General features: G+C 67.7%; 24 protein-coding genes. 6 read left to right on the top strand and 18 right to left on the bottom strand.

What is annotated here, in order from left to right; translation table 11 throughout:
• The 4 genes from AC5Y7D_RS12350 to AC5Y7D_RS12365 are packed head-to-tail and all read right to left on the bottom strand — an operon-like array spanning position 1 to position 5,171.
• Entirely contained in the window at positions 1-1,725 is a 1,725-nt protein-coding gene (locus tag AC5Y7D_RS12350) for an FAD-binding protein (RefSeq protein ID WP_499924255.1), read from the bottom strand.
• Positions 1,722-2,642, bottom strand: coding sequence for a 3-carboxyethylcatechol 2,3-dioxygenase (locus AC5Y7D_RS12355; protein WP_499924256.1), 921 nt, complete (start codon positions 2,640-2,642; stop codon positions 1,722-1,724). The genes AC5Y7D_RS12350 and AC5Y7D_RS12355 overlap by 4 nt, the downstream gene beginning before the upstream one ends.
• Positions 2,590-4,308: a bifunctional 3-(3-hydroxy-phenyl)propionate/3-hydroxycinnamic acid hydroxylase gene (locus AC5Y7D_RS12360; protein ID WP_499924258.1), complete on the bottom strand. Its 1,719-nt coding sequence runs from the start codon at positions 4,306-4,308 to the stop codon at positions 2,590-2,592. The genes AC5Y7D_RS12355 and AC5Y7D_RS12360 overlap by 53 nt, the downstream gene beginning before the upstream one ends.
• A complete protein-coding gene (locus AC5Y7D_RS12365; RefSeq protein WP_499924259.1) occupies positions 4,308-5,171 on the bottom strand; it encodes an alpha/beta fold hydrolase in 864 nt (287 codons plus the stop codon). The genes AC5Y7D_RS12360 and AC5Y7D_RS12365 overlap by 1 nt, the downstream gene beginning before the upstream one ends.
• A 117-nt stretch (positions 5,172-5,288) precedes the next feature.
• Between AC5Y7D_RS12365 and AC5Y7D_RS12370 the strand changes: the two genes are divergently transcribed.
• Together AC5Y7D_RS12370 and AC5Y7D_RS12375 are read left to right on the top strand one after the other, a co-directional pair.
• Positions 5,289-5,954: an IclR family transcriptional regulator gene (locus tag AC5Y7D_RS12370; RefSeq protein ID WP_499924260.1), complete on the top strand. Its 666-nt coding sequence runs from the start codon at positions 5,289-5,291 to the stop codon at positions 5,952-5,954.
• 14 nt (positions 5,955-5,968) lie between these two features.
• Entirely contained in the window at positions 5,969-7,615 is a 1,647-nt protein-coding gene (locus AC5Y7D_RS12375; protein WP_499924262.1) for an FAD-dependent oxidoreductase, read from the top strand.
• Here AC5Y7D_RS12375 and AC5Y7D_RS12380 read toward each other — a convergent pair.
• The gene (locus AC5Y7D_RS12380; RefSeq protein ID WP_499924263.1) at positions 7,605-8,822 is read right to left on the bottom strand and encodes a sensor histidine kinase; all 1,218 of its coding nucleotides are present in this window, start codon (positions 8,820-8,822) and stop codon (positions 7,605-7,607) included. The genes AC5Y7D_RS12375 and AC5Y7D_RS12380 overlap by 11 nt on opposite strands.
• Before the next feature lie 93 nt (positions 8,823-8,915).
• On the opposite strand from AC5Y7D_RS12380, the gene narL reads away from it, so the two are divergent.
• The gene (narL, locus tag AC5Y7D_RS12385) at positions 8,916-9,569 is read left to right on the top strand and encodes a two-component system response regulator NarL (RefSeq protein ID WP_499924264.1); all 654 of its coding nucleotides are present in this window, start codon (positions 8,916-8,918) and stop codon (positions 9,567-9,569) included.
• Positions 9,570-9,603: 34 nt separating this feature from the next.
• Here narL and AC5Y7D_RS12390 read toward each other — a convergent pair whose 3' ends face one another.
• From AC5Y7D_RS12390 to AC5Y7D_RS12430, 9 genes are all read right to left on the bottom strand, one after another.
• Positions 9,604-10,818 (bottom strand): sensor histidine kinase, encoded by a 1,215-nt coding sequence (locus AC5Y7D_RS12390; RefSeq protein ID WP_499924266.1) that lies wholly within the window; start codon positions 10,816-10,818, stop codon positions 9,604-9,606.
• 13 nt (positions 10,819-10,831) lie between these two features.
• Complete coding sequence (locus AC5Y7D_RS12395; protein ID WP_499924446.1) at positions 10,832-12,031, bottom strand: MFS transporter; 1,200 nt, start codon at positions 12,029-12,031, stop codon at positions 10,832-10,834.
• 146 nt (positions 12,032-12,177) lie between these two features.
• Positions 12,178-13,674: a glycosyltransferase gene (locus tag AC5Y7D_RS12400; protein ID WP_499924267.1), complete on the bottom strand. Its 1,497-nt coding sequence runs from the start codon at positions 13,672-13,674 to the stop codon at positions 12,178-12,180.
• Positions 13,675-13,690: 16 nt separating this feature from the next.
• Positions 13,691-14,932 (bottom strand): MFS transporter, encoded by a 1,242-nt coding sequence (locus AC5Y7D_RS12405; RefSeq protein WP_499924450.1) that lies wholly within the window; start codon positions 14,930-14,932, stop codon positions 13,691-13,693.
• Positions 14,933-15,149: 217 nt separating this feature from the next.
• Positions 15,150-16,274, bottom strand: a complete 1,125-nt coding sequence (locus AC5Y7D_RS12410) for a PPE family protein (RefSeq protein ID WP_499924268.1) — start codon at positions 16,272-16,274, stop codon at positions 15,150-15,152.
• A gap of 13 nt (positions 16,275-16,287) precedes the next feature.
• Positions 16,288-16,590 (bottom strand): PE family protein, encoded by a 303-nt coding sequence (locus tag AC5Y7D_RS12415; RefSeq protein WP_499924270.1) that lies wholly within the window; start codon positions 16,588-16,590, stop codon positions 16,288-16,290.
• Positions 16,591-16,694: 104 nt separating this feature from the next.
• A complete protein-coding gene (locus AC5Y7D_RS12420; RefSeq protein WP_499924271.1) occupies positions 16,695-17,567 on the bottom strand; it encodes an ArgK/MeaB family GTPase in 873 nt (290 codons plus the stop codon).
• Positions 17,568-17,804: 237 nt separating this feature from the next.
• Positions 17,805-18,047: a hypothetical protein gene (locus AC5Y7D_RS12425; protein ID WP_499924273.1), complete on the bottom strand. Its 243-nt coding sequence runs from the start codon at positions 18,045-18,047 to the stop codon at positions 17,805-17,807.
• A 70-nt stretch (positions 18,048-18,117) separates the two neighbouring features.
• Positions 18,118-18,510, bottom strand: coding sequence for a DUF732 domain-containing protein (locus tag AC5Y7D_RS12430; protein WP_499924274.1), 393 nt, complete (start codon positions 18,508-18,510; stop codon positions 18,118-18,120).
• Positions 18,511-18,768: 258 nt separating this feature from the next.
• Between AC5Y7D_RS12430 and AC5Y7D_RS12435 the strand changes: the two genes are divergently transcribed.
• Entirely contained in the window at positions 18,769-19,653 is an 885-nt protein-coding gene (locus AC5Y7D_RS12435) for a proline iminopeptidase-family hydrolase (protein ID WP_499924275.1), read from the top strand.
• Between the two features lie 46 nt (positions 19,654-19,699).
• A complete protein-coding gene (locus tag AC5Y7D_RS12440; RefSeq protein WP_499924276.1) occupies positions 19,700-20,542 on the top strand; it encodes a transglutaminase-like domain-containing protein in 843 nt (280 codons plus the stop codon).
• Positions 20,543-20,545: 3 nt separating this feature from the next.
• Here AC5Y7D_RS12440 and AC5Y7D_RS12445 read toward each other — a convergent pair whose 3' ends face one another.
• From AC5Y7D_RS12445 to AC5Y7D_RS12460, 4 genes are read right to left on the bottom strand one after another with little or no spacing between them, the layout of a single operon-like run.
• Entirely contained in the window at positions 20,546-21,313 is a 768-nt protein-coding gene (locus AC5Y7D_RS12445; RefSeq protein ID WP_499924278.1) for an enoyl-CoA hydratase/isomerase family protein, read from the bottom strand.
• Between the two features lies 1 nt (position 21,314).
• A complete protein-coding gene (locus AC5Y7D_RS12450) occupies positions 21,315-22,415 on the bottom strand; it encodes an acyl-CoA dehydrogenase family protein (RefSeq protein WP_499924279.1) in 1,101 nt (366 codons plus the stop codon).
• Positions 22,402-23,307, bottom strand: a complete 906-nt coding sequence (locus AC5Y7D_RS12455) for an acyl-CoA dehydrogenase family protein (RefSeq protein ID WP_499924280.1) — start codon at positions 23,305-23,307, stop codon at positions 22,402-22,404. Before AC5Y7D_RS12455 ends, AC5Y7D_RS12450 begins: the two co-directional genes overlap by 14 nt.
• Complete coding sequence (locus tag AC5Y7D_RS12460; protein ID WP_499924281.1) at positions 23,285-24,688, bottom strand: class I adenylate-forming enzyme family protein; 1,404 nt, start codon at positions 24,686-24,688, stop codon at positions 23,285-23,287. Before AC5Y7D_RS12460 ends, AC5Y7D_RS12455 begins: the two co-directional genes overlap by 23 nt.
• A 93-nt stretch (positions 24,689-24,781) precedes the next feature.
• On the opposite strand from AC5Y7D_RS12460, the gene AC5Y7D_RS12465 reads away from it, so the two are divergent.
• Entirely contained in the window at positions 24,782-25,063 is a 282-nt protein-coding gene (locus tag AC5Y7D_RS12465) for a 2Fe-2S iron-sulfur cluster-binding protein (protein ID WP_065135507.1), read from the top strand.
• Positions 25,064-25,082 lie beyond the last annotated feature (19 nt).

Below are 25,082 nucleotides of genomic sequence, written 5' to 3' on the forward strand. Positions count from 1 at the left end.
CTACCTCCTATGAGAATCAAGGGTCTGTGCGGCAAGGTGTTTGGCGGCGACGAAGCCGAACGTCATGGCGGGCCCGATGGTGGCTCCGGCGCCGGCGTAGCTGCGGCCCATCACCGGCGCCGAAGTGTTACCCACCGCATAGAGCCCCGGGACCACCGTGTCGTCCGCTCGCAGCACCCGGGCGAATTCGTCGGTGCGCAGGCCACCGGATGTCCCCAGGTCACCCGGCACGATGCGAAACGCATAGTAGGGCGGGGCCCCCAGGGGAAACAGGTTGGGGTTGGGCAGGGTCGGGTCACCGTAGTAGTTGTCGTAGACGCTGTCGCCGCGGTTGAAGTCGTCGTCGTGTCCGGCGCGGGCCAGTGTGTTGAACCGGGCAGCGGTGGCCTCGAGTTGGGCTGCCGGAACGTCGATTTTGGCCGCCATTTCCGCCCAGCTCGAGGCGGCTTTGACGACGCCGGATTCCAGCCACGCCTTCGGGACGGTGCGTCCGGTGGGTACCGGCGCACCGGGAATTCTGGGTATCGGCAGGTGCCCGCCGACCACATAGCGGTTGAAGGATCGGTGATCGGTGATCAGCCAGCACGGAATGTGCGTGATGCCGGACTTGTGTCCCTCGATCATGGCGTGGCCGAAGTCCATGTACGGGGCCGCCTCGTTGATGAACCGCCTGCCCGCCCCGTTGACGATGAACTGTGCGGGCATCATGCGCTCGTTGAGCATGAACTGCATTCGCCCGTCCGGCCATTGGATGGCGGGAAACCACCACGCTTCGTCGAGCAGATCGGTGGCGGCGCCGACCTTCTGCGCGGCCCGGATACCGTCACCGGTGGCCGCCGGGTTGCCGAAGCTCCAGTCCTGGTCCACCACCGGTTGCTGCTCTTTGCGCCAGGCCATGTCGTGGTCGAAACCGCCCGAGGCCAGGATCACCCCGCGACGCGCGCCGATCCGCTGCGGCGTGTCGCCCCGGTGCACCGACGCGCCGGTCACTCCACCGCCCGCGTCGCGCAACAACTCGCCCATCGGGGCGTCCAGCCACAGCGGGATGCCCTGCTCTCTCATCGCCAGCCGCAACCGCGCGGCCAAAGACTGGCCGATGGCGGCGATCCGCTCGCCGCGCAGGCGTGCCCGGACCATCCGCGAGATCAGTTTGGCCAGGACGAATTTGCCCGACCAGGACTGCCGGATCCGGTAGAAGGACCGCAATTCCATGGGGCCCAGCCAAATTCCCTTGGGGGCCAGCGCGAGCGGCTGCAGCAGCTTCGGCTCGTCGGCACCCAGCTCCCGCAGGTCGATCGGCGGCACGTTGATGGTGCTGCCGAGCTCAGAGCCGCCCGGCAGGTCTGGGTAGTAGTCTGAATAGCCAGGCTTCCAAACGAATTCGAGCCAGGGACTGAGCCCCTCGAGGAATTCCAGCATCCGTGGCGCCGATTCGACGTACTGACGAATACGCGCGTCACTGACCAGGCCTTCGGTGATCTGCTGCAGGTATCGGATCACGTCCTCGGGTGACGGTGAGTAGCCCGCCCGGCGCTGCGCGGGCGCACCGGGTACCCAGATCCCGCCCCCGGACAGTGCGGTGGAACCGCCGAAACGCGCGGACTTCTCGATGACCAAGGCATCCAGACCGCACGCCGCCGCGGTCAATGCCGCGGTCATGCCGCCTCCGCCGGAGCCGACGATGAGTACGTCGACCACGTGATCGAAGTCATCGAAGGACGTCATTCGACCGGCACCGCCGTCCGGATGGCGAACCCGGCGATCAGGTCGGCGGCCTGCTTGTAGTAGCGCACCGTCGTCCGGTAGCGCCCGACTGTCGCCAACGCCGCGAAAGCCGCAATCCAACAGCGTATCTCGTGGGCAGAGCTGCCACCTTCATGCGTCACGAACTTGTTGGACCACTGGTCGAAGTCGGCCAGGTGACCGCTGTCGACGATGTCCAGGAAACGCTGATCCCAGGCCGGGTTGAGGGGTTGCAGGTCGCTTTCACCGTCGGCGAAGCTCCTGGCCGCCTCGATCACCTGCGTCTGGCGGGCCTGGCGCTGTTCGGCGGTCATCGGGTGGCCGTGCACGATCCGTTGCAGCTGGGCCCCGGCGGCCGTCGCGAGGGTCGGTACCGGCGGGCTGTGGGACAGCCCGCCCGATCCGAGCACCAGCACCCTTTTGTCCAGGGCGTTCAGATACCCACCGACCGCGGTTCCCAGTGCCCGGCAGCGGTGCAGCGGCCCCAGCGGTGTGGCGACCGCGTTGACGAAGATCGGGATCACCGGACGCGAGGTGGCCACACCGAGTAGCTTCTCCAGCGGTTGGACGGTGCCGTGGTCGACGTCCATGCTCGCCGATACCGCCACGTCGACGCCGGCGCTCAGCACGGCCCGCGCACATTGTTCGGCGTTGTGTTCATCGACGGGCAACGGACCCGCGTAGGTCCCGTAGTCGCCGACTCCGTGGGCCCGCAGGCCGATGCAGAACGGCGGCATCACTTTGTAGAAGAAGCCGTTGTAGTGGTCCGGGGAGAAGACGACCACCAGTTCGGGATCGTAGGCGGTGACGAAGTCACGCGCTTGGCCGATCCCGGCGCCGACGTCGTCAAGCAGATCCTGCGGCGGCCCCGGTAGATTCAGGAGCGGGCTGTGGGACATACAGCAAAGAGCCAGTGGCACTGTCGAATTCACCCCCTACCGGTGTCAGCGAGAGGGCATCGATCAGGGCGGCGCTCAACTCGGCGGAGCGTTGCGCGATGCAGGAACCTGCGATACACCGATCGGGGCGCAGGAACAGGACCGACTCTTCGTGCTGGTCGAACCAGGCTTTCAGGTCGCCGCACCGGTCGCCGACGACGATGACGTCGGGGTCGTCCTGTGCGGTCCAGCCCAGCTGAGTCAACGGCCGCAGCGCGACAAAACGGGCGCCCAGGGCTTTCCAGTCGCCGAAGGCGCGATCGCCGAGGATCTTGCGCGGGTTGTTGTTCCAGCACAGCACCGCGAACCAGGTGCCCAGCACGTCGTCGAGCAGGACGTCGCGCTGTGTCCGGGTATCGACCCGGGGCTGGATGAACAGGGTGCCAGTCGGCGAGCCGGGCCGGGCCGCCACGCCTGCCGGGTGAGCCACTGCGCCGTGCTCGTAGCGCGGCATCGGCTTGAACCTCATCTCGAGCACATAACGCTTGAGGGACGGGACGATTGACGCCGATCGAATGACGGCGTCGCGCGCAGTGGCGACCCGGCGGTTGGTCGGCGAAATGACCCGGCCGACCATCGTGGACAGGTCGATCATCGCCCGGGCGTGCTGGCGCCGCTCCACGTCATAGGTGTCCAGCAACGCGTCGGCGGCGCGGCGACGGACCACCGCGGCCAGCTTCCATCCCAGGTTGGCCGCGTCTCGGATGCCACTGTTGTAGCCCTGTCCCTGCCACACCGGCATCAGGTGCGCCGCGTCCCCGGCTAGCAGCATCCGGCCACTGCGGAAGGCACCGGCGATCCGCGAGTGATGGGTGTAGACCCGGCGGCGGATGACCTCCACGCGATCCGGATAGGGCACCATGCGCGCCAGCATCCGCCGGAGGAATGCCGGATCCTCGGCCTGCTCGTCGGTCTCGCCGGCGTGAATCATGAACTCGAACCGCCGAATTCCGTGTGCAATCGAGATCGACGCGTACGGGCGTGCCGGATCGGCGCCGACCTCGCTGTTGGGATGCCCGAGCGGATCGTTGGCGACGTCGACCACCAGCCATCTGGTCGGCGATGTGGTGCCGTCGAAGGAGACACCCATCACGGTGCGGGTCGTGCTGCGCCCGCCGTCGCAGCCCACGACGTAATCGGCCCACACGGTTCGGGGGTCGGCGCCGCCGAGTTCGACCCGCATCGCATCGTCGGCTCGGGTACACCCGATCATCGGGCTGTTCCAGCGCGTTTGAACGTGATCGAACCGGTCCAGCCCGCGCAGCAATTCGGCGTCCACCAGCGGCTGCACAAAGCCGTTCCGCTTGGGCCAGCCGAATCGCGAGTCCGGCGGCGCCATTTCGGCCAGTACCCGGCGCCTGGCGTCGTAGAACCGGAGAATCTGGTTCGGAACAGTATGCGGCAGGACGCTTTCCACGAGTCCGATCGACTGGAAGGTGCGCAACGCCTCGTCGTCGAGGCCGACCCCACGCGGATAGTCGATCAGGCTCGCGCGTTCTTCTGCCACCAGTGTCCGAACACCCTGGAGGCCAAGGATATTGGCCAGCGTCAAGCCGACGGGGCCGGCGCCGACGACCAGAACGTCGAACTTCTCTGGTGCGCTGCCGCCTCGCCCGGTGCCGGTCATCAGCGGCTCAGCAGGAAGTCGAGGTGCAGGCGGTTGAACGTCTTGGCGTCCTCGTACTGCGGCCAGTGACCGCAGCCCGGCATCACCTCGAAGCGGGCACCGGGAATCATCGATGCCATGCGGCGTCCCTCATGAACGTCGGCGGTGGGGTCGTCGCTGGTCCACAGGACCAGGGTGGGCGCGGTGATGGATCCGTACTCGGCCGGCCCCAGCAGGTTTCGCGCCCGGATCTGCGGATCCTGCAGGGCCATGATGTCGCGCATGGCCGCGACGAAACCCGGCTGTCGGTAAATGCGCTGGCGGCAGGCGACCAGGTCGTCGTAGTCCTTCGACTTGTCGGCCATCAACCACTTGATGCGCGCCTGCACGGTGTCCCAGGTGGGGTCTTCGGCGGCGGCCATGGACAGTCTGATGATCCGTCTCATCACCTCCGGGTCGGCCTGCGATCCGCCCGCGGTGTTCAGCACCAGCCGGTCGATGACGTCCCGATGGTCGATGGCGGCGCGGGCGGCCACCCAGCCCCCCAGCGACTCGCCGCTCAGGTGGATGCGCCGCGCTCCGATGGCGCGAACCACCGCCATCAGGTGCTCGACGTAATGGCGGATCTCGAGCGGGTGTCCGGGTTTGTCGGTGTACCCGTGCCCCAGCATGTCGATCGACCAGGTCCAGAAATGCTCGGCGTGGGCGGCCAGGTTGCGGACATAGGCCTCGGCGTGTCCGCCGGAACCGTGCAGCAGGATCAGCACCGGCCGAGCCGGGTCACCCGCCTGCAGATAGCGGGTCCGGACGCCGCCGGCCGTCAGGTAGCCCTGCGAGAACGCGACGCCCTGAAGGTCGCTCCACACGCTTTCGAACTCGGTCACGGTTCCTTTCCCGGCAAGAATGTGGTTCTCGTCTTCTGCGTACGGTATGTGCTAATATCGCACATTGATGTGCGTTATATATAGAGCTTCGCTCTCACCGGAGGGTCTGTCAAGACCGTGACGGGTTCCCAGACGCTGGCCAGGGGACTGACGGCGCTGCAGTTGGTGGCGGCTTCCCCGGCCGGGCTGACCATGCAAGAGGTCGCCGACCACGTCGGAGTGCACCGCACCATCGCGTACCGATTACTGGCCACCCTGAGCGAGTTTCGGCTCGTCGCCAAGGGAGAGGACGGTCGCTTCCGGCCCGCCGCCGGGCTGGCCGCGCTCGGCGCGTCTTTCGACCACAACGTGCGGCAACTGTGCCTGCCCACGCTGCGCTCGCTGGCCGACGAACTGGGCACCACGGTGTCATTGCTGATCGCCGAGGGCGACGAGCAGGTGGCCATCGCCGTGATCGTGCCGACCCAGGTCGCCTACCAGCTCGCCTTCCACGAAGGCAGCCGATACCCACTGGACCGGGGCGCGGCCGGCATCGCCCTGCTGGCGAGCATGTCACCGCGTCCGGGCGAGCGGGACCTGGTCACCGCGGCGCGCCGGCGCGGTTGGGTGACCACGCACGGAGAGATCGAGCCCAACACCTATGGACTGGCGGTGCCGATTCGTCGTCCGGCGCCGTCACCGCCCACCTGCATCAACCTGATCTCCCACCGCGAAGACGTGGTGATGCGGGGTAAGGACGCCGTCATCAGAGCCGCAGCGCAGCTGTCTGCGCTGCTGAGCTGAAAGGACTTGCGAGGATGCCGAAGCAGGAAGCCCGGGACCGGGAATACGACCACGAGGTCGATGTAGTCGTGCTCGGCAGCGGCGGGGCCGGACTGACGGCCGCCCTTACGGCGGCCGTCGGGGGCGCCACCGTGCAGGTGTTCGAGAAGTCCGAAACCGTGGGCGGAACCACCGCGGTGTCCGGTGGCATTGTCTGGATCCCGGCTCACAACCGTTGTGCAGCACGGGAATTGACGGTCGAGGATGCGTTGCGCTATTTGCGGGCACAATCCTTCGGCTCGATGGATGACACCCTGGTCGAGACGTTCGTACGGACCGGGCCCTCGATGCTCGACTTCGTGGAGAGGTACAGCGGGCTGCGCTTCGAGATCGCCGAGGGCTTCCCCGACTACCAGCCCGAGCTGCCGGGCGGGCAGCCGGCCGGAGGCCGTTCGCTGAGCGCGGCGCCTTTCGATCTGAGTCAGATCGGCGCTTGGGCCGACCGCATCACCGCATTCCCCGCCGATTGGTCCAACGTCGGGTTCGACGCCGAAACCAGGGCCCGCCTGCACGCCGACATCGAGCGGTCCGGCGACCTGTGCGTAGCGGGCACCGCGCTGATCGCCGGCCTCCTCAAAGGCCTGCTCGACATCGGAGTGGCACCATGCACGAACGCCCGTGCCACCGGGCTCATCGTCGACGACGGAGCCGTCACCGGCGTGCGCATCACCGGTCCCGAACAGAGCCTGGACGTGCGTGCGCGCCGCGGGGTCATCCTCGGGACCGGCGGATTCGAATGGGATCCGCTGCTGGTGAAGGCTTTTCTGCGCGGTCCCATGCACGGTGCCGTGTCGCCGCCGAACAACACCGGTGACGGGCTGCGCATGGCGATGGCACTCGGGGCGGACCTGGCCAACATGGGTGAGGCGTGGTGGGTGCCCATCGTGCGGATTCCGAATGACACCATTGCGGGAAGGCAGCGCAGCCGCAGCGTGCGACTCGAGCGCACCCGCCCGCGCAGCATCATGGTCAACCGGGCCGGCAGGCGATTCGTCAACGAGGCCGGCGAGTACAACTCGATGGCCGGCGCCTTCCACTATCTCGATCCCCGGGGTGGCTACGTCAATGACCGCGCGTGGATGGTCTTCGACTCGGTTCACCTGAGCAGCTACGGATTCCTGGGTGTGGCCCCGGGGCATCCCGTTCCGGACTGGTTCTGCGAGTCCACCGATCTCGTCGAGCTGGGCGCCAAGACCGGCATCGACGCCGCGGGTCTGGCGCGCACCGTCGAGCAGTGGAACCGCAACGTCGCCGCCGGCGCGGACCCGGACTTCGGGCGCGGCGCAAGCGCATACGACGGCTACTGGGGTGATGACCGTGCCACCACGCCGGCCGGAAAGACGCTGGGGCCGATCGACACCGCCCCCTACTACGCGGTCCCGGTCTGCGTGGGATCGATGGGCACCAAGGGCGGTCCGCGCACCGATCGCGACGGCCGGGTGCTGCACGTCGGCGGCCAACCGATTCCCGGGCTGTTCGCGGCAGGCAACGCGATGGCCGGGGTGACCGGCCGAGCCTACGGCGGCGCCGGCGGAACTCTGGGCCCGGCAATGGTTTTCGGGTACCGAGCCGGCTACGCAGCGGCGCGCAACCTTTCCGACGGAGAGTCCGTCAAGTCTTGAGAGGCACCTCGACGCAGACATGCGTTCCGGTGGGGGCCTCGAGGAAGACGAAGCTGCCACCCGCCGCGTCCACCCGGGCCCGGTGCGACGCCAGGCCGATGTGGCCTTCCCCCAGCCGCCGCGCCATCACGTCACCGTTGACCCCCACGCCGTCGTCGGCCACGGTGAGCACGCACATCTCGTCGGTGATACCGAGCATCACCGACGCGGTCTCCGCCCGGGAATGGTGCACCACGTTGGACAGCAACTCGCGCACCACACCGAACACGATGGGATCGATCGCATTGCGGATCGGGTAGTCGATGTCGGTGGCGACCTTGATGCCCGAGCGTCGAGCCGTGAACCCGGCCAGCTGTTCCACCGCAGCACCCAGCCCGACCTCTTCGAGCACCGCCGGGTGCAGCTCGAAGGTAGCCTGCCGCAACCGTTCCGACGCGCTCTGCAGCCCCGCCAGCGCCCGACTGATCCGCTCGTCGTCGGGGTGGTCGAGTTCCAGCTCGATCAGTTCTTGACGAGCGGCCAGGACGTCCTGCAGCGGCCCGTCGTGGATGGACTCCGAGATCCGGCGCTGCAATTCCTCCGAGGCCGTCATCGTCTGCGCCAGCAACTCCTCGCGCAGCGCGCTCAAGCCGGCGACCGAGCGGGCGTGGCGCTCCTCGATGCGCACCACGACCAGCGCCGTGCCACACAGGAACGCATACAGCGCGAACCGGAAGACGGCTTCGGGCCATCCGATCGCCCGTACCATCACCGGGTCCTCCAGGACGGCGAGCGCGAACCCGACCAGCGTGAAGGCCAGTACTGTCGCCGCCCGCCGGGTGGACACGTCGAGTCCCACCAGCACCGGCAACAGGGTCATGATCAGCAGCGGGTAGATCCCGTCGGTGGACAACATCTGATAGCCGGTCAGCGCCACCACATCGATGGCGGTGAAGACGAACGGTTCCAGCCGGCGCATCCCCACCAACGGCCCCATCCCGACCCACGCCCGTGACGGCGCGAAGGCCAGCACCAGCGAGCACAGCGCGACGACGGCGTACAGCGCGATCAGGACGCTTTGCTGAAACCATTCCGACCGCCGGGTGCCAATTATCATGGCCGCGATCATCAGCGCCACCACGCCGATCCGCAGCACGGAGGCGATCCGGTAGGAGCGCAGCTGGTGCACTCTGCGCACTCGGTCGAGTTCGACGTTGCTGATCGCCACAGGAACACCGTACTCATGGGGACCGGAAAAGCAGCCGCGCGCGAAGGCGGCAAATGTGAACGGATCTTTGCGGGCAGCCGCTACACTTTCGCCATGGTCGGCGCTGGGGCCCCTGAAAAGGTCCGTGTGGTGGTCGGTGATGATCACCCGCTGTTCCGCGAGGGAGTCGTGCGCGCGCTCTCGCTGAGCGGCTCGGTAAACGTGGTCGGTGAAGCCGACGACGGCGCGGCCGCTCTGGAGCTGATCAAGGCTCACCGGCCCGACGTCGCGTTGCTCGACTACCGCATGCCCGGGATGGACGGCGCGCAGGTGGCGGCCGCGGTGCGCAGTTTCGACTTGCCGACCCGGGTGTTGCTGATCTCTGCGCACGACGAGTCCGCGATCGTCTATCAAGCGCTCCAGCAGGGGGCCGCCGGGTTTCTGCTCAAGGATTCGACGCGCACCGAGATCGTCAAGGCGGTACTTGACTGCGCCAAAGGACGTGACGTCGTGGCTCCGTCGCTGGTGGGCGGCCTCGCCGGCGAGATCCGCCAGCGCGCGGCCCCGAGCGCACCGGTGCTCAGCGCACGGGAACGCGAGGTGCTGCATCGCATCGCCCGCGGCCAGAGCATCCCGGCGATCGCGGCCGAGTTGTACGTGGCGCCGTCAACGGTCAAGACGCACGTGCAGCGGCTCTACGAGAAACTCGGCGTCAGTGACCGCGCCGCCGCCGTCGCCGAGGCGATGCGGCAGAAACTGCTCGACTGAGCGACGCCGTTCGCGGCGCGATCGTCTCCCGCGCTCACTTCTTCAGCGGCAGTTGTACACAGACGCGGGTACCGCTGGACGCCTCGAGGAAGACGAAGGAGCCGCCGGCCGCGTCGACGCGCGCCCGGTGTGACGCCAGTCCGATGTGTCCCTCCCCCAGCCGCCGCGCCATCATGTCGCCGTTGATCCCCACCCCGTCGTCGGCCACGTTCAGCACGCACATCTCGTCCGCGACACGCAGGGTGACCCAGGCGTGTTCGGCACGGGAATGGTGAACCACGTTGGACAACAGCTCCCGTGCCACGCCGAACACGATCGGGTCGATTTCATTGCGGATCGGATAGTCGATGTCGGCTTCGACCTTGATGCCTGAGCGTTTTGCGGTGAACCCGGCCAGCTGCTCCACGGCCGGCCCCAGCCCGACCTGCTCGAGCACCGCTGGGTGCAGCTCGAAGGTGGCCTGCCGCAGGCGCTCCGACGCGCTCTGCAATCCCAGCAGTGCACGACTCACCCGGTCGTCGTCGGGGTCGTCGAGTTGCAGCTCGATGAGCTCCTGGCGCGCGACCAGGACGTCCTGCAACGGCCCGTCGTGGATGGATTCCGAGATCCTTCTCTGCATCTCCTCCGAGGCGGTCATCGTCTGCGCCAACAACTCCTCGCGCAATGCGCTCAAGCCGGCGATGGAGCGGGCATGGCGCTCCTCGATGCGCACCGTCACCAACGCGGCGACGCACATGAACGCGTACAGCCCGAAAAGGAAGGCGGTGTCTGACCACCCGATCGCCCGCTTCTGCAGGTGGTCCTGCACTCCGGCGAACGCGAACCCGACCAGAGTGAGGGCCAGTATCACCGCCGCCCGCCGGCTCGACAAGTCCACTCCCACCAGGACCGGCAGCAAGATCATGATCAGCAGTGGGTAGATCCCGTCGCTCGAGAGCAACTGCAGGGCCGTCAGCACGACCACGTCGATGGCGGTGAAAGCGAAAGGTTCCAGCGGGCCCGCGACGAAACGGGTCATGCCCAGTCGCTCGAAGGGCGTGAACGCCAGCACCAGGGCGCACGCGGCGGCGAAAGCGTAAAGGCTGACCAACGAGATCTGGCCGCCCCATTCCGAGCGCGGCGATGCCAACACCATGGCGCCGATCACGAACGCCAGCACGCCGATCCGGAGGACGGCAACGATCCGATAGGAGCGCATCTGGTGAATCCTGCGCACTCGGTCCAGTTCCACGTCGCTGGCGATCGCCACCGGAACACCGTACTCAGACGTCGTTCGCAGCGGAAACCAATCGGTCCAGCGGCGAACAGCACGCCGCTCCGAGCAGGCCCACCAGCACGATCGCGGCCGCGAGCGCCGGGCGCCCGCCGTGGGGTAGGGCGCCGGCCACCAGGACTGGCGCGACGACCGACGCGGCCGCGGTGGTCATCGACCAAATACCCTGGTAGAGGCCGAGGTTCGAGGCGGGGGCGATCCGGTGTACGACACCTGCGGCCACGACGAACCAGGCGATCTCCGCCGGCGAGCACGCCGCAGCGGCCACGGTGAAGGCCAGTGTGCTGTGCGCCAGAGCCACCGCCCCCATGCACAGCGCCAACCACACTCCCGCAGCGGCCAGAATGTCCAGTCTGGGACCGCTCGCCAGCCGCGCACTGAGCCACGGAGTCAGCACCGGGGTCAGGACGACCACCGCCGCCGCATTCATGAACTGGACGAAGCCGTAGGCCCCCGCGCCCAGCCCGGAGTAGGACATCAGCATCGGCACCGCAACGAAGATGCTCATCAGTGCCGTGAGCGTCGCCAGGCTCGACCCGACCAGCAGCACCAACCTGTGGTCGCAGAGCGCCTGCCGGTAGCCCCCTGTCGCACCACTTCCGGGAGCGGTGCGGGAGATGCCGGCCGGGATGCACCGGGCCGCCAGCATCGCGAAGCCCGCGCAGGCGATGGCGTTCACCCAGTACAGCAGGCCGGTGCCGCACCAGTCCGCGGTCAGTCCGCCTACTCCGCCGGCGAATGCCGCACCGACGTTGAGTGCCCAGCCGAAGCGCCACCCGTCAAGACGTGCCCGTTGCCGCGGGTCCGCCACCAGCTCGGTGATCGCGGCTCCCAGCACCGGACGGGGCGCGTCGCAGACCAAACCGGCGACCAGCGCGCTGAACAGCAGCATCGGCAAGGTGTGTGCACCGGCCATCAGCAGCAGGACCGCCGACGCCACCGACATGGTTGACACCAGGGTCGCGCGGGTGCCGAAACGGTCCACCAGCGACCCGGTGACCAGCTGGCCGGCCGCCCAGCCGAGGCCGTACGCCGCCAGCACCGCACCGACCGCGTCCGCGGTGTAGCCGCGCCCGGCCACGTGATAGGCAAGGAACGGGTAGGCGAATCCCGCCGAGCGCACCATCAGGTTGCCGGCCAGCAGCAGCCAGATCACCGTCGGAATGCCACGTTCGCGCGCGGTGCCCACGGCCGGCTCGGGGAGGGCGACGGCCGTCGATGTGCTCACGTGACTGAAGGTAGAGCTGTCGAAGGTGCCCGGAGTACCCCCGATCGGTCCTCAACGGTGAGGAAACCCCGTCCCCCGATCGGTGGACATCGCGGCGCGGGTGTGCGCTACGCCGCCGACTTCAATGCCGTGGCGGGCACCGCCGTCGCAGGCCCGCGGTGCGCCGTTTTCTCCCAGAGGAAAGGCGCGGTGACCAACTGGTAGAGCGCGCGCCAGGCGGCTACCCAGTGGGCAATCCAGTACAGCGGCAGCGCGGCGACGGCGCGCACATGGCTCCCGCGTTGTTCGCCGCAGGCCAGGTAGGTGGCGGCCAGCCAGGTCAGCGTCCCGACCGCCTGGACCACCCCGACCAGAGCCGGATCCACCTCCACCTCCACCAAACCACCGTAGCCGAGGGTGTCGGCGATACTGAGCCCGAAGATCATGGTCTGCGCCAGGAACTGCAACGGCATGCCGAGGACGAAGACGAGCAACGTAAGCAGACCGCGCGGACCGAACCGGCGAACCGCGTCGCGGGGGGATCGGGTGTGGACGAGGGCGGTGAGCAGAAAGCCCTTGTGCCAGCGGGTGCGCTGGGAAATCCAGTCGCGCAACCGGTCTGGTGCGTCACCGTAGGTGACGGAGTCGACCACGTCCGACCGGTAGCCCAGGGCGTGCAGCCGCATGCCCAGATCGGCGTCCTCCGAGACGTTCCAGGCATCCCAGCCGCCGACCTCCCGCAGCACCCGGGTGCGGAAGTGGTTGCTGGTGCCGCCCAGCGGAAATGGTGCACCCAGCGCGGACAGTCCCGGCACGGTCATGCGGAAGCGCCGGGCGTACTCCACCCCGAAGCAGTGCGCCAGCAGATTGGTCTTGACGTTGCTGGTCTGCAACACCGCTTGGACGCAGGCCAGTTCGGCGGAGTTGGCGGCGAAGACCGCCGCGGTACGACGAAGCTGGTCGGGCTCGGGCCGGTCCTCCGCGTCGTAGATCACCAGGAGTTCGCCCTTGGCGACCAGGAGTCCGGCGTTGCAGGATCGCGGCTTGGTGCGCGGCGGTCCAGGCGGGACCTGCAGTATCCGCATGTGGGACGGGGGCTGAGCCGCGGCGATAGCAGCCTGAGTTTCGACGTCGGTGCGCTCGACGAGGAACAGCACCTCCAAAAGCTCTGCCGGGTAGTTCAATTCGGCCAGACAGCGCACGAGGTCGCCGATCACCTCTTCCTCGCGATAGGCCGGCACCAGCACGGTGTAGGTGGGTAGCTGCGGGTCCGCCAGCTGCGGCAGGGGCCGGCGCGCGCGGTCACGCCACCGCCGCAGGCCGGCGATCGCGACGACGAACGACACCAGCACGATCACCGATGTGGTGGCCAGCAGGGTCAACAGCAGCGCCGACGGTGCAACCACCGCCATGATGACGCAGGCCGCTGCCACGCCTTGGGCAACCCGCTTTTGCCACAACAGAATTCCGTGCCGGGCCGACATCGTAGGATTGGTCTCGGCGAAGTCGTGAACGATATGATGCGCCACTTCGGCTTCCGCCTCGGTGAAATAGCGATCCTGCAGTGGCGCGGGACGCGAATGCAGATCTGCCAGGTCGTACCGGCGAATCTGGTTGTTGCTCAACGTGACTCCTGATCGATTAGTGGGTTGATCTGTGCAACGTGCGGGCGAGCGGCAGACACAGGGCGGCACCGAGCACTCCGGCGGACACTGTGACGACGGCGACGAGGCGGTGGCCACCGTGGATCAGGCTGTAGGAAGCCAGGATCGGGGCGATGACCGAGGCAACTGCCACCGACATCGACCAGATCCCGTGGTAGCGGCCGCCGGTGGCGGGTGGGGCGATACGGTGCACGACGCCCGCCGCGATGACGAACCAGGCCACCTCGCCCGGCGTCGACATGGCGGTGGCCAGCGAGAAGTCGAGGGTGGTGTGCGCCATGGCCGCCCAGCCCATGCTGACCGTCGTCCAGAGCCCGGCCAGAGCCAGGATGTCCAGCCGCGGGTGGAACCGGACCGCCACCTTGCGGCCGACCCACGGGCTGATCACCGGGGTCAGCGCGAGTCCGGCGAGCGCGTTAGCCAGTTGTGCCCAACCGAACTGGCCCGCGCCGAGTCCGCGGTCGGCCATCAGCATGGGGATGGCTGCATACAGACCGCGGACCGCGATCAGGGTGGCCAGGCTGGAGGCGAACAGCAGGGTCAGGCGGCTGTCGGCGAATGCCATCCGGTAGCTGATGCTGCGGGGCTTGGCTGCCGTGGTCGCCGGCCTGCGTCCACGGCCGGGGATGCAGCAACCCGCCACGATCGCGAATGTGAGGCAGCCGGCGGCGTTGATCCAGAACAACACCGGCACACCCACCGAGCCGACGAGGATGCCGCCGACCCCGCCGGTGATCGCCCGGCCGATGCTCACGACCCAGCCGAAGCGGAAGGCGTCGAGTCTGGCGCGGCGTGCCGGGTCCGGGACCAGCTCGGTGATCGCGGCCCCCAACACCGGTCGCGGGGCGTCGTAAACGATGCCGGTGATGATGGCCCCGAAGAACAGGGCCGGCACGCTGCTCGCCTGCGCCATGAGCACCAGCACCGTGGCTGCCACCAGCATGGTGGAGACCAGGGTCATCCGGGCTCCGATCCGGTCGGCCAGCCATCCGCACAACAACTGCCCGATGGCCCAGCCCACGCCGAAGGCGGCCAGTACCGCGCCCACCGCATCGGCGGCGTGATGGCGCCCGGCGACGTGGTAGGCCAGGAATGGGTAGGCGAAACCGGCGCCGCGCACCAAGAAGTTGCCGCCCAGCAGCAACCAGATGACGGTGGGATAGGCCGCGGACTTCTCGCGTACCGTGGTCCGGTGATCCAGCAGCCGGGCGCTGCGCAGGGCTCGTACGGCTCGGGATCGGCGGGTCCCGCGAAGGCCACCGCTGGCGCAGACTCCCGGGCGATGGGCAATCAGCCCGTCGAGAGTCTCGAGGTTGGCTGCGCTCGGCGCCGCTGTCGTCACCCCTGGAACGTTATGGATGATCACGGTTTGATAACTCCACCGATCGGGCGCATCTGTGGCGGACGCCGGTCATCCAATCGGGGGACACGGCCGCTCAGCCGATGAGGCTCGGCAACACCCGAAGCGGGGTGATTCCGTCCTGGGTGGCGTTGCCGCCCGAATCGGACCGCCCTTCCGCGCCCGACAGCGGCAGCCCGCCCAACAGACCCGGAGCGGCCGAGCCGACCGACGGCGCGGCGGCACTGCTGACCGCGCCGGGCAACGCCCCCACCGCCGCGTGACTCAGCGTCGGAGCCGACGCGGCCCACGCCGGCGGAACAGACAGCCCACCCACGGTCTCCGCTTCGCCAAGACCGGCCGCAACCGCGCCGGTGAGGCCGGCCGAGCCGACCCCCGCCGCCTCGGCAGCGGCCGAGCCCACCGAGGCCGCGATCTGGCTGCCGACGGCCGCCGCGGCCGGGAACATGCCCTTGATGGTCGACAACATCGACATCATCAGTCCGGCCGACGAGGTGCACACGAAGAACGGTGTGCCGAAGATGCTCATCACGGTGTCCAGGTCGGAAATCCAGCTGGGCAGCGCGGTTGCGCCCAGTCCCATCGACCCCAAACCCGACAACACCGACGTGACGGTGGTGGCCGCCGAGGTCCCGCTCGTTTCGGCGACGGCGGCGGCTTGGACGGCCAGCCCTGCCGGGTTGACGGACTGGGGCGGCTGGGTGAACGGCGTCAACCGGGTCGCGGCGGCCGAGGCCGCAACGTAGCAGTACATCGCGGTCGCATCCTGCGCCCACATTTCGCCGTATTGGATTTCGGTCGCCGCAATGGCGGGAGAGTTCTGGCCGAGGAAGTTGGTGGCGACCAGGGCAGCCAACTGGGCCCGGTTCGCGGCGACCAGCGCTGGGTGCACCGTCATGGCGTACGCGGTTTCGTAGGCGGCGACCGCTGCTTTGGCTTGGCCCGCAGCCTCCTCGGTCTGGGCTGCGGTGGCATGCAGCCACGCGACGTAGGGCGCGGCCGCGGCGGCCATGGTGGCCGCGGCGGCACCCAGCCACGGTCCGCTGATCAGGCTGGCGATCACCGCGTCGAAGGCGCTTGCCGTCTCACTCAGGCCGACGGCGAGCCCGTCCCACGCGGCCGCGGCGGCCAGCATCGATCCCACTCCCGGCCCTGCGTACATGCGCCCGGAGTTGATCTCGGGCGGCAATGCCCCATACACGTTGGTAGTGCTTTCAGCGCGCCGCTACCGCGTTGGCGGCCTCGGTTGCCGCATAGCAGCCCCCGCCGGCTGCCAGGGTGCTGACGAAGAGCTGGTGAAATGCGGCGGCCTGCCCGCTGATTGCCTGGTAGAGGGCACCATGCGCGGCGAACTGCGCCGCGGTCAGCGCCGACACCTCGTCGGCTGCGGCAGGCACCACACCGGTGAGGGGGGCGGCAGCGGAAGCGTTGCTCGCGTTCATCGCGGCGCCGATCGACTCAAGGTTTCCCGCGGCCGATGTCAGCAGTTCAGGCTGGCTGGTCACGAATGAGGACATGACCGTTAGCTTGCCGTCGCCCGGCATTGCTGTCTGTCGGCTGAGCGGCCCCTAGCCGGGTTGAATCGCGGTGTCCTCCGATCGCCGGATGCGCCGTCCCCCGGTCAGGCAGGCGGCGATGACAGCAGTCGTTCGGCGGCGGTGTAGGGGTCGTCGCGTCCGTCGACCACCGACTCGGCAAGCACGTCCAGATCGGTGCGGGTCCGAAGTCGCGTTTGTGCCAGCGACAGGATCTGCGCCCGGGCCCGGGCCAGCCGGCGGGCACGGTTGTCCGAGCGGTGGTGAGCATCGATTGCCGCCACCAGATCGTCGAGCCCCTCACCACGGGCGGCGATCAGACTGACGATCGGCGCACTGGTTTCGCCGCGCAGGTCGCGTACGGTCTGCTGGGCGCCGTCCCGGTCGGCCTTGTTCACGGCCACGATGTCGGCGACTTCCAGCAGGCCGGCTTTGGCGGCCTGCACCGCGTCACCCGCCCCGGGATTGAGGATGACGACGGTGGGGTCGGCGACGGCGGCGATCTCAATCTCGGACTGTCCCACCCCTACCGTCTCCAGCAGCACGATGTGATAGCCGATGGCCCCGAGCAACCGGATGGCGGCAGGGACCGCCGCGGCGAGGCCACCGAGATGACCCCGGCTGGCCACCGAGCGGATCAGGACGTCAGAGTCGTTGATGTGCGCCGTCATTCGGATGCGGTCGCCCAACAGTGCACCGCCACTGAAGGGTGACGACGGGTCCACGGCCAGCACAGCCACCCGGCGCTGCCGCTGCCGATAGGCGCCGACCAGTGCGCCGATCGTCGTCGACTTGCCGGCGCCCGGCGGGCCGGTGATCCCGATAACGCGCACCGGTGTGGCCGGGCCGATGCCCTGCAGCACCTCGTCCCGGCGATCGCCCTCGACGAGGCTGAGCAGCCGGCCGGCGGCACGGGGAGACCCGTTGCGCGCCTGCGTGATCAGATCGGAGACGTCCACGACGGCGTTAAGGAGCGGGGGCCGTCGCTACCACGGCTTCAGGCACATGGTTCTTCTCCAGAACACAAGTAGATGAGAAAATCATTCTCACATCACGAGAGCAGGAGTTGCAATCAACGCTGAACTGCGAATGAGCCTTTAGTGTATCAAAGTGCCCCGGTACACGGTTTCAGGATTATCTATGTTTCAGGTGTCAACGCAGCTGTAGCAAATTTTCAGACTACTGCTGCCTTAAGATCAAAAACCGCTCAGGTCAGACGCACTGCCCTTGAAAGCCACCACTACGTCATTGAGGTCCACCGTTGGTGTTGTACCCGGACCACTCGGCGCACAGTCTGTGAGATTGCCGCAGTTCATGGCCAAGGAGCCGATGCTGTCGACCGGGTAGGCGGGGTCGGAAGGGTCGGCGATCGCCGGCGCCGCCAGTCCAACGGCGGCACCGAGGACGATAGCTCCGCTGACCAGCAATTTCGTGATCATTCATTCTCCTTTTGGGGGTTGACGATATTGTACGCTGCTTTCATATTGAACGGCTGCAGTCGCGACTTCGTTAAAGCGAATCGAGCGTCTGCTCCAACCCAGGTGGTCCGTAGTAGTGGACCGCGATATGGATGAAGTTGACCGCCTGCTGCACGGTGAAATTCACGTTCGCATTGTCTCTGATGAGCATGTTGGACATCGCCGTGATCCCCTTCATGGTGGGGTGTCCGGCGAGGTAGTCAGCTATGCCGTGACCGACCCTGATCGCTGCCGCGGAGTCGGTATAGGGGATCCCGTAACGGTCCACGGCCTCTAGAAACCTCTGGTCGCAGAAGGCCGCGTCGTAACCAGCGTCTTCGCAGGCCGTCACCGCCTTCGCCAGCGGCACCACCGGCGACGGCAACCCGACGAGTGCGGCCAAGGCGACGAACACCGCAAACAGCATCTTGGTCCAGGTCTTCACCAGTCCACGCCCATACCGTTGCTCATGCAGTGCTCTCCCATTGCCCCGCGCCTGTCTGGCGACTGCCAACCGAATCGAGCCTAGGTTCGGCAGACGGGGCCGACCAGGGTCTTTTGGCCTCAGCTGGGGTGCGAGATCACATCGAATCGGGCCGCTATCCGGGTGGTGCCATCAGGTCACGCGGGACAGCCTTGGTCGAACGCTCGCTTACACTGCCGCATCAAGCCCCGGGGCCGACATTGGGAGGTAGCACCGGCGATGACCGAATGTGCGACTCAACGGGAGGGGGCTATTGCAGTCCCCGGCGGGAACGTCTGGTTCAAACGGGTCGGCCGCGGGAGTGGCCGGTCACTGCTGGTGGTCCACGGCGGGCCGGGGCTGCCGCACTACTACCTGAGCGCACTGAAGCGCCTGGCCGACGAGCGTGAGGTGATCTTCTGGGATCAGCTCGGCTGCGGCAACTCCGACCGCCCGTCGAATCCGGACCTGTGGACGATGGAAAGGTCGGTCGCCGAAATGGATGCGGTCGTTACCGCCTTGGGGCTTGGCGCTTTCCACATTTTCGGCAACTCCTGGGGTGGCATGCTGGCACAGCAGTATGTCCTGGACATGTCGCCGATGGCCGTCAGCCTGACCATCTCCAACAGCGCCGCGTCCATCCCCGTGTTCGCCGAGAATGTGATCCGGCTGAAATCCGAACTGGACGCCGCCACGCAGGACGCCATCGATCGCCACGAAGCTGCCGGCACCACCGATTCCGCGGAATACCAGGCGGCAATCACTACCTGGAACGAAACGTATCTGTGCCGGAAGCGGCCCTGGCCGGACGATCTCTACCGGGCCTTCCAGAACATCGGCACCGAGATCTTCCAGACCATGTTCGGGCCCAGCGACTTTCACATCGTCGGTACGATCCGGGACTGGGATGTGGTCGACCGGCTCGGTGAGCTCAGCGTGCCGACCCTGCTGCTCTCCGGCAGGTTCGACGAATGCTCCCCGGAGCACATGCGGGAGATGCACCAGCGCATCAAGGGCTCGCGCTTCGAGTTCTTCGAGCACACCGCCCACCTGCCCTTCATCGAGGAGCCCGACCGCTTCGACGCAGTGATGCGTGACTTCTTGCGCCGGCACGACGGAGCTTGACCGCCAGCGAATGCGGGTACAGGCCAGCTGTGGTTGGCTACGAACGATGAAGTTGCGGCGCGATCGTAATAAGGGGGACGCGTTGTTGAAGCGCGAGGTCGCGGCCAGTCTGCGGGTTGCCGTCAACGATCCCACGGCCCTCGAGTTTCAGATCGCGGTCGCCTCGCTCCCCGGTCTGCAGATCGACGAGTCGCTGACGGTGACCTTGGACGGCAAGCCGGTAGCGGTGCGCGAGATCAGCGGCGAGCACGGCACCCGTATCCACACCGCCGACGTCGAGACGGGCGAGCTACAGGTCAAATACGAAGCCACGGTAACCGGACGAGCCGATCCGATCGCGGTCAGAGACCTCGACGTCTCGACCTATCTGCGGCCCAGCCGTTACGCCGAGGCCGACAAGTTCTTCGGATTCGCGGCCACCGAGTTCGGCCAGTACACCAACTCCGTCACGCTGCTCGAGAAGGTCTCGTCGTGGGTGGGCACCAGGCTGAAATATGTTCCGGGGTCCAGCGATCCGATCGACGGGGCGACCGACACCCTGTTGGCCGGCGCCGGGGTATGCCGCGACTACGCACATCTCGTCGTGGCGTTGCTCCGTGCGGTCAACGTCCCGGCCCGTCTGGTCGCGGTGTACGCACCCGGATGCGATCCGATGGACTTCCACGCCGTGGCCGAAGCACTGATCGACGGGCAATGGCAGGTGGTGGATGCGACCTGCCTGGCGCCGCGTCAGACGATGCTGCGCATCGCCACCGGGCGCGACGCCGCCGACACCGCCTTTCTCGACAACCACGGCGGCGCAATCGAGTTGACCGAGGCGGTGATCACCGCCATCACCGCCGACCCGCTGCCGCGCGATTCGGTGGAAGATCTGGTGGCGTTGGGCTGACGGTCAGTTCTTGCCTTCGTTGAGCTTGCTGACGATGGCCCGGAAGTCTTCGGTCACGAACGACTGATGCTCTGCCGACAGCGCATAGTCCAGGCTGGCCAGCACGGCGCGTTCCAGGTGGATGTTGAGCACCCGCTTGGTGCTTTCCACCGCCTGCTGCGGCAACTCCATGATTTTCGTGGCGCACTCCACCGCGGCGGCGAACGGATCGTCGGCCACGTGGTTGGCCAGGCCGAGTTCGACCGCCCGTTGCGCACGAATCCTGGTGCCGGTCAAGGCGTACTCCTTGGCCAGCATCAGGCTGATGTGCAACGGCCACGTCAGGGGCCCACCGTCGGCGGCCACCAGCCCCACCTGCACATGCGGGTCGGCGAGAAACGCGTCCGGCGCGATGTAGACGATGTCGCTCAGCGCCACCAGGCTGCACCCCAGCCCCACGGCGGGGCCGTTGACTGCCGCGATCACCGGAATTCGGCACCTGGCCATGCCGAGGACGATTTCTCTTCCGTCGCGAATGGTCTTGGCGCGCAGGTCAGCATCTTCGGCCAGCTCGGCCAGATACGCGAAGTCCCCGCCGGCCGAGAATGCCTTCCCGCTCCCGGTGATCACCGCCGCCCGCGCGGACGCGTCGTCAGTCAGTCGCTGCCACAGCCGTGCCAGCCCGACGTGCAGATTGTCGTTGACCGCGTTGAGGTCATCCGGGCGGTTGAGCGTGATGATCCGCAGCGCCCCCTCCGAGCGGACGTCGATTTCGCTTGGCATGTCGTACATTTCAGACTCCCAACCCCAGGATTCGCGCGGCGATGATGTTCTTCTGTATCTGCGACGTCCCGCCCATCACGCTCTGCGCGCGGCTGTACAGGTAGGCGCTGAACAATCCGTCGTCGCGGGTTCCGCCGACGGCCAGCGCGGCGTGCCCGACGGACTGCTCCACCCAGGTCATCAGCAGCTTGTCCAGCGAGCCCTCGGGGCCGTGCGACACGCCGTCGAGTTGCTCGGACAGCCGGCGCCGCACGTGGTGCGTCAGCATCTCGGCCTGCACCGCAGCCCACGCCACCTCGTCTTTCACGGGGTCGCCCACCTCGCCGCCACTACGCGCCACCAACTCCGCGACCAGCTTGTTGTACCGGGCCGCGTAACCCAGCGTGGACGGCTCCCGCTCGTGGCCGACGACCGTCATCGCCACCGCCCACCCGTCACCGGGGCTACCCACCATGCGCTCTGCCGGAACGGTGGCGCCGTCGAAGAACACCTGTCCGAACTCGTTGGTGACGCCGTTGATCATCTGCAGCGGACGCTGCTGCACCCCAGGCTGTTTCATCGCCAACACGAACGCCGACAGGCCGCGGTGCCGCCTTGCGTCCGGGTCGGTGCGCGCCAGCAGCAGGCACCAGTCGGCGACGTCGGAGTAGCTGGTCCAGATCTTGTGTCCGTGGATCAGGTAGTTGTCACCGTCGCGGGTGGCGGTGGTGGTCAGCGACGCGAGGTCCGAGCCCGCGCCCGGCTCACTGAACCCCTGGCACCAGCGTTCGGAACCGTTGATGATGCCGGGCAGGAACCGTCTTCGCAGTTCGTCGCTGCCGTGGCGGCCGATTCCCATGACCAGATAGCCCACGCTGGGCCGCGGTGGGGCCCCGGCGCGGGCCAACTCCTCGTCGACGATGACGTCGTAGACCGGCGGCAGTTCCAAGCCGCCGTACTCACGCGGCCAGGACAATCCGAAGAAGCCCTCTTCGTAGAGCGCGCGATGCCAGTCCGCCTGGCGGGCCCAGTACTGGTCCCCCGAGACGCTGAACTCTCTGGCGTGCAACGAAAGCCAGTCGCGCAACCGGTGGCGGAACTCGGCTTCCTGCGGCGAGTCACGAAAGTCCACGGCCGACCTCCTGCAAGGTGACCGGCCACAGCTCCGTGGACGTCAACGCCCGGCGCAGATACACGTGCACCAGGCATTCCCAGGTGTTGCCGATGCCGCCGTGCACCTGCATCGCGGTCTCGCACACGGTCCGAGTGGCGCGGGCGCAATAGATTTTCGCGACCCGGGCGGCCCGGACGGCTTCGGCGGAGCTCAGTTCGTCGACCGCCCAAGCGGCGTGGCGCAGCACGCTCACCGATCCTTCGATCAGGGCCAGGCTTTCGGCCAGCAGATGCGCGATGGCCTGATAGGAACCGATCGGCTTGCCGTACTGCGCACGGATTTTGGCGTAGTCGCAGGCCAGGGCCTGCGCGCCGCGAGCGGTCCCGACCAGGTCTGCCGCCGTGCCGGCCAGTGCCAGCGCCTGCCATCGATCGACGCCCTCGGCGGGCACTTCACCCAACTCCACGGCCTCATCAGTGATTTCCGCGCAGACCCGGGTCAGGTCCGCGCCGTGCCCCACGTCCGCGATGCCCGCCGCAAAAACCGTTGTGCCCGAGAGCCATGACGCGCGCCGGTATCCGCGAGCGTCGAAAGCCCGCCCGCCCGCCGCGATCGTCGCGGCGCCGGCATCGGAGCCCATCCGGCACGCCAAGTCGTCGGCCAACACCGGCCCGAGAAACGGTGCGTCGACCAGACCGCGCCCGAATTCCTCTGCGACGAGGGCGACTTCGACGCCGGAGGCCCCGTCGGATCGCAACGAGCGCCAGCCCGTCATCTCGATCTGCTTGTCCAGGCGGGAGATTCGGCTCTGGTCGGCCAGGTCTTGCACCGAGGCCGGACCGAGGTCGTCGGCCATCTTGGCCGCGGCGTCACGCAGTTGCTGTTGTTCAGCTGTCAGACGTACATCCATAGCTCTCCTTGAGCACTCTGCGCAACACCTTGCCCGACGGCAGGCGGGGGATATCGGACACGAACACCACGCGGCTCAGACGCTTGTAAGACGCGAGGTGCGCGTCCACCCGGGCGGCGAGGTCATCGGCTGCGACCGGGCCGCGGGTGGCCACCGCGGCGACGACGGCTTCACCGTTGGCGCCGTCGGGAACGCCGAAGACCGCGCAGTCCTTCACCGCCGGATGACCGTGCAGCACGGTTTCGATTTCGGCCGGCGCGACCTGGAACCCGCGCACTTTGATCATTTCCTTGAGGCGGTCGGTGATTCGCAACCAGCCGTCGGAGTCGAGCCATCCGACGTCGCCGGTCCGGTACCAGTCGCCCTGCAGCACATCCGCGGTCTCCTCCGCCGGGAGATAGCCCGCCATCAGCGAATCGGACCGCGCCTGGATTTCGCCGACCTCACCCGGACCGGCCGGCTCGCCGGTCTCCAGCGAGACCACCCGCAGTTGGACGCCGGGCACCGCGCGCCCGACGGAATCCAGGCGCGCGCCGTCGCGCGGATTGCAGGCGATCACCGGCAATTCGGTGGTGCCGTAGGCCGGAACCCAGCGGGTACCGGTGCGCCGGGTCACCGTCTCGGCGATGCTGGCGGTGACGGGCGTGGCACCCCACATGATGTAGCGCAGCGAGGACAGGTCGTAGGCCTCGAGTTGGGGGTGCGACGCGATGGCCAGTGCGATCGGTGCGACGGCCATTTCTATCGTGATGCGGTCGGTTTCGATGTGCCGCAGCATCCGGTCGACGTCGAAGCGCGGGTGCAGCCGCAACCACGCGCCGGTGCGCAGCGCCGTGAGGATGTTGAGCAGGCCCAGGATGTGCGACGGCGGCGTGGTGATCTGCAGGCGGTCCCGGTCGGTCAAGCCCAGCGCTTTGCGCCAGTGCCCTACCGCCGCATTCAACGATGCGTGGGTGTGGCGGACGGCTTTCGGCAGGCCGGTGGTACCGGAACTGAACACCAGCACCGCATCGCCGGCCGGTCGGGTGGCGGTGTGCACGGGTTCTGCCGGTGTCAGTGGCTCATCGAGATGCAGCATGGGCATCAGGCCGGCCAGCACCGGATGGTCACCGACCGCGTCGGCCGGGTGGGTCAGCGCCAGCGCGTGCTCGACCTCGCCGCGTTTCCAGGCCGGGCTGATCAGGACCGCTGCCGCGCCGAGTCGCCAAATCGCGTGTACCGCGATGACGAACTCCGGCCGGTTGGATGCCATGACCGCGACCCGCTGCCCGGCGCCGACGCCGCGCGACCGTAGGGTCGCGGCCAGTCTGCCGGTCAACGCATCGAGGTCGCGCAGGCCAAAGTGCCGATCCTCGAACGCGAGCGCGGCCGATTCGGTCACGTCTCGATCCCTCCGGCGGTCTTGAGAAGGTCCTATCTTCTAGTGAGAATAGTATTCTCAATAGTGAAGAATACAAGTGCGTGGAAGGTGCGTATGACGGAGGCCGCCGTGGTGACGATCCACCTCGACCGCAGGAAAGTCTCGGTGCCGCTGGTCCCCGGCGAGACCTTGCTGGAAACCGCGCGCCGCGCGGGTCTGGACCCGCCGTTCAACTGCGAGGCCGGCAACTGCGGTACCTGCATGGCCAGGCTCACCGAGGGCAGCGCGACCATGCGCGTCAACGATGCCCTGGACGACGACGAGGTGGCCGACGGCTACATTCTGACGTGCCAGGGCATTCCGGACACGACGCCGATCACCGTTCATTACGAGTAGCCACGAAAGGCTGGCGACC

The organism is Mycobacterium sp. NGS49 (assembly GCF_059812565.1).